Raw genomic sequence first — 6,140 nt, forward strand, 5'->3', positions numbered from 1 at the left:
TATTTCTTTAGCCCTTCCATAAATAATGAAATAGAGCCGATAACTCACAATCGAAATAACGAGTGATTCATCGGCTCTATATTTTATGGTTATGGATATCATGAGTATCGCTTTATATGCAATTGCTATTTTGTTAATTCCCAATATTTATGACCCATAAAGAAGATTGTTAATTCGTTTTGATCTACTTCTATCTCAAAATTCACGCTATTATCTCTCTGTTCCACAAAAATCATATTTGAGGAAGATATGCTATATAATGCATTGCCACAGGTAATACCCAATTCGGGCATATCTTTGTTTACAACAAGTCCTCCATTTTCTTGAAAGGTAAACACTTCCTCTGCATTTGCATTCTTCCATGTACCAATAATATTTTTTTTATTCTGAATGTGCTTTATTTTTCCAACACATACAACGATAAGTATAGCTACACTTACAATTAAAGCAATGCCTACAACACTCTTTGCCAATTTCTTTTTATTCAATTTCTATTATCTCCATTTTTAGTTTCTTTAAGATTGAATGATTCCATATTGCTTAATTCAGTATCTCCATGAATTTCTAACATTGATACGCTTCTCACAGGAAATAGAATAGGAGAGATTCATTCATAAATTATATATGTCTTTTTGACTATCTTTTTATATCTTCTTAAATGTCCGCAAAGCCTTATTTTATCGGCTCTACGGGCATTTTTGCTTTTGTGGTAAACCTCACATATCTAGGTCTATCTTCTTATATTTTCGCTATCAAACGTGGTTAAAATCGTGGTAAATACTTCTATGCAATTAGACGCTGAACCTCTGATTTTGCGGTATCTATGGACGCATGAGCGTACCAGTTCATTGTGATACTGATATTTGAATGCCCCATGATATACTGTAAATCTTTCGGGTTCATGTTCTTGCTTGCCAGTCTTGTACAGAACGTATGGCGTAGCGTGTGCGGTGTGATATGTGGCAAGGGGTTATCCTTATGGTGCTTGTTGTATTTCTTTACCATACGGACAAATAAGGCGTTGTAATCAATGGCAACTTTGGGCTTGCCTTTCTGATTGACAAATAGGAAGTTGCCCCGTCCGTCTATCACAAATGGTTCTGCCTTTGGGCGTTTCTTCATCAATCGTTGAAATGCTTTGATTGTTTCCTCACTCAACGGTACTTGCCTTGTTCCGCTCTTTGTTTTAGGCGTTTCAATATAATAGCCTTGTTCCTTGCTCTTTAATAACTGGTGGTCGATAATCACAACCTCATGGTTAAAATCAACGTCCATGATTGTCAATCCGCACAGTTCCGAGATACGAAGTCCAGTCTTTAACAGTATCAGCACATCATCAAAATACTTATGATACACATTGTCCGTCTTGATGAATGACAGTAGGGATTGTTCTTGTTCCTCTGTCAATGCGACTTTCTCTTTTGTATCATTTTCTAAGACTTCACTTAACTTGAAATCAAAAGGATTTTTCCTTACATAATCGTCTTGTATGGCGATATAGAATGACGCTTTTAACGAGCGTTTATGGTTGTTAATGGTGTTATAGGAAAAGCCTTTGTCTTTCATGCGTAACGCCCATTCTTTAGCGTCAGAGGGTTTTATCGTATCAATACTCCTAGCACCTAACTTGTCCTCTTTCAATAACCGCATGAGCTGTTCCCGTTGTTTCTGTGTGCTTTTCTTCACGTTTGCCCTCTGTGCGTTCTGTTTGGCGTAGAGTTGGCAAAGCGTCATTTTCTTGCCTGTGCTGTCGATACCGTCCTCAATATCCCGTCTTATCTGCTGTTCCAGTTCACGAAGTGAGGGTTTTTCCCGTTTTCCCTTTGGTGTCGGGTCTGTGGGTGTCAATCTCCAGGCATACACATATTTTGTGTTTCCAAATGCGTCCACATATTTATATAAGTATTTCCCGTCTGTTCGTTGGCTCTCTCCAGTATGCAGGATACGTCCTTTGCTATCCCGTCTTTTTTCTTTCATGGTGTCTGCTCCTTTCCTTGTTGGAAAGAGCCTTGATATGACTTGTGTTCATCATAACACATACAAGGCTCATTTGCATTAGATTGCGTCCAATTTATCAATGACCTTTTCAAACTGTCGGCGTTTAATCTGTATGCGGTTGCCATTCATAATGAGCCAGCCAGCGTCCTTGTTTTCCTCTGCCAAGCGTCTTAGCTTGTTTTCTCCGATACGGAAATATTTTGACGCTTCTTCAATGGTAAGGGTGTATTTTTCCCATACGGGAATATCGTTGTTATTCATCAGATACCCCCTTTCCCATGTTTCGTGTCATACTGGATATAGGGGATAAGGTCGGTGCGGTTTATCCTCTGTAAATGGGCGGTCAGTTTACTGGAAAGGGAAGTGCTGTATCTTGCCTTATCAAGCATAGTTCCCACCCGTTCCAGTCCACCTAATGCGTCATGTTCTTCCAAGAAATAAAAACTTTTGACAGCAGAAATCACGCCACCCTCTGTGAGCCATTGCTGTGTTTCCTCAAGGGAATTTTGCTGTTTTGGTACTTGCAGTTTCAAGACTTCCACAGCCCCTAAAAAGCGTTCCCAAAACCGACACGTTTTCCATCTGCTTTTATTACTTTCGTTTCTGTTTGGCACAACAAAGCGTAGGTTGTTTGCCAATAACCCGAAAGCCAGTTTCCCAAGTTCCAGCGGTCTGTCTTTGAATGTCATGGCAAAGACATGAGCCTTATCATCACGCAGTTGCATTTCTGTCCGTTTCCAACTGCCGACTTCATTAAGTGTCTTATTATGTTTTGAACATACTTCCTTATCCTTGTCATAAAAGCGGTAAGACAATCCCGATTTACCAGCACCGATATAAACAGTCTTTGCGGTGTCGAAATCATCAAACTTGCTTTCATCAAAGTGGTAGCCCTCACTATTCGAGATAAATTCCTCTTTTTCGCATTTCTTCTTTATCTGCTCTATGGTAAAGAATGGCTTTTCGTTCTTATCATCAATGGCAATATCAAGCCTTGTGAAATGGAAATTATCCAGTCCGTATCTTCGCTCACAATGTTTGAACATATCCCCAAAGGTATAATTCCTACTGTCGAGAATACGGAAAATATCATCACACCCTCTGCCAGTCATAACAAGATAACAGCCTAGCCCTTGTGGGTTGTCCTCTGTCTTTCTTGCGTCCCCTGATACATAAATATCTCCAATCTGCCAGCGTGCTTGATAAGTCTTGAATTTAACGCTTGCCGGATAGACATTGAAAATGTCAGTCGGTAAACCTAAAATGTGCATGATGACATCTTCTGCGGTTGCGGTTTCAAATACAATGCTGATGTAATCAATCTTAACGGATAAATTTTTGTGTGTAGTTATAGTGCATTACTCCTTTCGTACTTCCCGTTTTTTTGCGGGGTAAAAATCGTGTTTTTTCCTTTATTTATCACAGTTTCTAGGTACTATGACATGTATGCGCAGGGCGGTGTTACATGTATGCGCAGGGCGGTGTTACATATACGCCCTCTGCGAACGCCTTTAGGCGTTCCTTTTCCAAAAGGAACTGTCTGTCCGAACACGTCTGGGGGACGTGCCCCGTCCAGCCAGCCCCTTTTGGAAACCACTACTTTCGGTCTGATAGTCCATGCTTATTCATGCTATCAAAGTGAAAATGTATCTTCTCTATGCTTACTCAAGCGTGTGATTGACCCTATCGTGCTTAATCACTCTATCTGATACGATAATAACGCCATTAGAATTACTTGTCAAGAAGTTTTTGTTGACTTTTAGATGTAGATTAAGTATGATATGCTTATAAATACCAAGAAAAGTAACGAAAGGAGCGGTTATACTAAGTTATGGAGCATTATGAAAAGAAAATCAGTTTCTTAGGAGAAAACATACAGACCATAAGAAAACACAGAGGAATGAAACAACAGGAACTTGCGGATAAAATCGGTATCAATATGCAGAGCCTTTCCAAGATTGAACGAGGTGTGAATTTTCCTACCTTTGATACATTAGAAAAGATAATGGACGTGCTGGGTGTAATGCCCAATGAATTATTATCGGGAGAATGGAAGTATGTTAATCAATCCGAAAAGGAAGTCTGCCAGTTTTTAAGAATTGAAGAACGATTAAATGCAGAACTAAAACATGGACATTATGACAACTTCTTTGACAGCGAGGAAGAATGGCTGGAATATGAGTTGGAAAAGTTACGGGAATATATTACCGACTACATCAACGGGAAAAGTATTGTAGCGTCCGACCTTTATCCAATCAAAGAATTTATCCAGCATTTGAAGTTTCAAAAACTGTTAGACCGCTATGATGATTTATACAGCATGGATATGTTCGGGGAAAGCATAGAGGGACATAAATATAGGACACCTTATCAAGTCGTAAAAATGATAAACCCAAATGCAAAAGAAGATATGGAATTATTACGGGAAGTATTGAAAAATAACCATTTTGATGATGAGGACGAATAACTTTTTTCCTCTTTGTAGAAGATACAGCAAACAAAAAGCCCAGTAAAGAGTGCAAAGCACCACCAATGGTGGCAAGGCTCTTGACAGGGCTTTTTCTTTTCTGTGGAGGGTAATCAAGAGGAAGAAAAGATAAAATTTGATTTGTGGTAAATCGGATAATATCAATGAAATTGTCACGGTACAAGTTTGGGCTATATAAGGAATAGTAACTGGAAGATTGTTGGATAAAAGAAAAAGGCTTGCAGTTCTGTATTGATTTGCAAGCCTAAATATATTATTTATACTTCTGGAAAATCCCGACTAATAAAGTATCTATCGCTTCAGCTAATTCAAATCTAACTTTATCTGAGGCAGAAAAAGCGTTTCCTAATTGCAAAGTTGTATAACCGTGAATTATTCCAGTAAGCATATTTAATATTTCAAGTGTTTTGTCTTTGTTAAGACTGCACGATTGGATAAGAGTAGTTAATAATGAAAGATAGTTGTTAAAAATGGTTGCTGTTTCCTCTGTTCCGTGCCACACAGCCCATTGAATTGTTTCATAAACTCCGGGGTGTTCAATCATATAGTTTAGGTATTCGATAGAAACTAACTTAATTGCTTCTTTCCCTATTTTTCCAACGGCAATTTTCATCATTCTTTCATTCATGTCACGCATACCATTATGAGCAACTTCTAAAAGAAGATTATCTAAACTTTCTATGTGATTATATAAAGATGGTGTACGAATGTTTAATTTTTGAGCAACAGCTTTTAACGAAACGTTATTTAATCCTTTTTCATCTGCTAAGTCTGATGTTGCTTTTATTACTGCTTCTTTAGTGGTTTTCATAGTTATGCACCTCATTCAAAATATCATACAAACACAATTCTAGCTAATTGAATTAGTGTAGTCAATAACACAATTAGAAAATTATGATTATTTATTGACTTTCCTACAAAAACATTTTAAAATACTAATTGAATTAGTTAAATAACTATTTGAAGTAGTATTTTGAGGAGTGATTATATGTGTACAAGATTTGTTTACAATGGTATAGATAAAATTGTTGGTTTTAATTTTGATATTGACCTTTCTGTATGGGATCATACTGTAATTACCGAAGAAAATAGATTTTATATTGGTATTAAAATGCCTGACGGTATGTATCATTCATTTCATGGGATAAATAAAAATGGTAATGTAGGAACACTTCTTTATGTTCATGGTAATGAAAATGCAAGGTATATAGAAAGCGAGGATTGCTTTATATAAGTTATCGAATAAAGAGCGTGATGTAATTCTATTACGCTATTTTCAAAGTATGAGCGACCAAGAAATAGCCGAATTATATCATGTATCACGTTCTGCTATTTATCGCAGAAGAAGTAACGGATTGAAGAAACTAAAAACAGTATTGAAAGAAAGGAATTGAACCAATGAAAAAAGAATATGGCTACCCTACATTAAAAGTAATATGTCAAGCGTCTGCTGGAAATGAAACTGCCATAAGAGAGATTTTGAAGTTTTATGACGCTTATATATGTAAATTATGCTTGCGTCCGTTTTACCACTCTGAAAGTGGTAAAATCATTATGCAGGTTGATGAAGAATTAAAGATAGTGTCAATAGTTTTTCGCAAATTTAATTTCTGCCGTTCAGCAGCTGTCAGTTAACCAGCTATGATATCAGACA

General features: G+C 37.2%; 9 protein-coding genes. 4 read left to right on the top strand and 5 right to left on the bottom strand.

What is annotated here, in order from left to right; genetic code table 11:
• Nucleotides 1-125 precede the first annotated feature (125 nt).
• The 4 genes from ACESZP_RS11835 to ACESZP_RS11850 form a co-directional block, all read right to left on the bottom strand.
• Nucleotides 126-488, bottom strand: a complete 363-nt coding sequence (locus tag ACESZP_RS11835) for a hypothetical protein (RefSeq protein WP_008397018.1) — start codon at nucleotides 486-488, stop codon at nucleotides 126-128.
• 295 nt (nucleotides 489-783) lie between these two features.
• Nucleotides 784-1,977: a site-specific integrase gene (locus tag ACESZP_RS11840; protein ID WP_025301273.1), complete on the bottom strand. Its 1,194-nt coding sequence runs from the start codon at nucleotides 1,975-1,977 to the stop codon at nucleotides 784-786.
• A 78-nt stretch (nucleotides 1,978-2,055) separates the two neighbouring features.
• Nucleotides 2,056-2,259, bottom strand: coding sequence for an excisionase (locus ACESZP_RS11845; protein WP_002610247.1), 204 nt, complete (start codon nucleotides 2,257-2,259; stop codon nucleotides 2,056-2,058).
• On the bottom strand, nucleotides 2,259-3,320 hold the full coding sequence (locus ACESZP_RS11850) for a replication initiation factor domain-containing protein (protein ID WP_256756141.1): 1,062 nt from the start codon (nucleotides 3,318-3,320) through the stop codon (nucleotides 2,259-2,261). The genes ACESZP_RS11845 and ACESZP_RS11850 overlap by 1 nt, the downstream gene beginning before the upstream one ends.
• Nucleotides 3,321-3,829: 509 nt before the next feature.
• Between ACESZP_RS11850 and ACESZP_RS11855 the strand changes: the two genes are divergently transcribed.
• Nucleotides 3,830-4,465, top strand: coding sequence for a helix-turn-helix domain-containing protein (locus ACESZP_RS11855; RefSeq protein ID WP_373129976.1), 636 nt, complete (start codon nucleotides 3,830-3,832; stop codon nucleotides 4,463-4,465).
• Between the two features lie 274 nt (nucleotides 4,466-4,739).
• Here ACESZP_RS11855 and ACESZP_RS11860 read toward each other — a convergent pair whose 3' ends face one another.
• Nucleotides 4,740-5,297: a TetR/AcrR family transcriptional regulator gene (locus ACESZP_RS11860; RefSeq protein ID WP_005946872.1), complete on the bottom strand. Its 558-nt coding sequence runs from the start codon at nucleotides 5,295-5,297 to the stop codon at nucleotides 4,740-4,742.
• A 177-nt stretch (nucleotides 5,298-5,474) separates the two neighbouring features.
• Here ACESZP_RS11860 and ACESZP_RS11865 point away from each other — a divergent pair, with 177 nt between their 5' ends.
• From ACESZP_RS11865 to ACESZP_RS11875, 3 genes are read left to right on the top strand one after another with little or no spacing between them, the layout of a single operon-like run.
• On the top strand, nucleotides 5,475-5,720 hold the full coding sequence (locus tag ACESZP_RS11865; protein WP_499709104.1) for a hypothetical protein: 246 nt from the start codon (nucleotides 5,475-5,477) through the stop codon (nucleotides 5,718-5,720).
• The gene (locus ACESZP_RS11870; RefSeq protein WP_499709109.1) at nucleotides 5,707-5,880 is read left to right on the top strand and encodes an RNA polymerase sigma factor; all 174 of its coding nucleotides are present in this window, start codon (nucleotides 5,707-5,709) and stop codon (nucleotides 5,878-5,880) included. Before ACESZP_RS11865 ends, ACESZP_RS11870 begins: the two co-directional genes overlap by 14 nt.
• 4 nt (nucleotides 5,881-5,884) lie before the next feature.
• Complete coding sequence (locus ACESZP_RS11875; RefSeq protein ID WP_499709105.1) at nucleotides 5,885-6,121, top strand: helix-turn-helix domain-containing protein; 237 nt, start codon at nucleotides 5,885-5,887, stop codon at nucleotides 6,119-6,121.
• The last annotated feature ends 19 nt before the right edge of the window (nucleotides 6,122-6,140 follow it).

The sequence above is a fragment of the Candidatus Dorea massiliensis AP6 genome, from assembly GCF_964245105.1.
GTDB classification, from domain to species: domain Bacteria; phylum Bacillota; class Clostridia; order Lachnospirales; family Lachnospiraceae; genus Laedolimicola; species Laedolimicola intestinihominis.